The sequence below is a fragment of the Lysobacter xanthus genome, from assembly GCF_047159895.1.
Genome location: NZ_BAAGAB020000166.1, coordinates 1 through 425, shown reverse-complemented (window position 1 = coordinate 425; position 425 = coordinate 1). Strand labels below are relative to the sequence as shown.

General features: G+C 76.2%; 1 protein-coding gene. It reads left to right on the top strand.

The annotated features are described in order from the left end of the window. On the top strand, positions 1–392 hold a 392-nt coding region (locus tag ACY35P_RS15675; RefSeq protein WP_462116763.1), incomplete at its 5' end, for a purine nucleoside phosphorylase YfiH/LACC1 family protein. Positions 393–425: the final 33 nt, after the last annotated feature.

Sequence of the window (425 nt, the reverse complement as noted above, 5' to 3'; positions counted from 1 at the left end):
CGGAGGTCGGCGGCGCGCATGCGGGCTGGCGTGGGCTCGCCGACGGCGTGCTCGAGGCGACGGTCGCGGCGATGCGCACCCCGGCGGCCGGCCTCATGGCCTGGCTCGGCCCGGCGGCCGGGCCCGCCGACTACGAAGTGGGCATCGAGGTCTACGACACCTTCGTGGCGCCCGACTGGGGCAGCGGCAGCGCATTCACCAGCACGCGGCCGGGCCACTGGCGGGTCGATCTGTATGCGCTGGCGCGGCGACGCCTCGAGCGCGCCGGTCTCGCGCCGCAGGACATCCACGGCGGCGGGCTCAGCACCATCGCCGAGCCGGCGCGCTTCTTCTCGCCCCGCCGCGACCGCCGCACCGGCCGCATGGCCTCGCTGATCTGGCGCGCGTCCTGACGACGCGCGATGTCGCGCTCAATGCACGGGAGG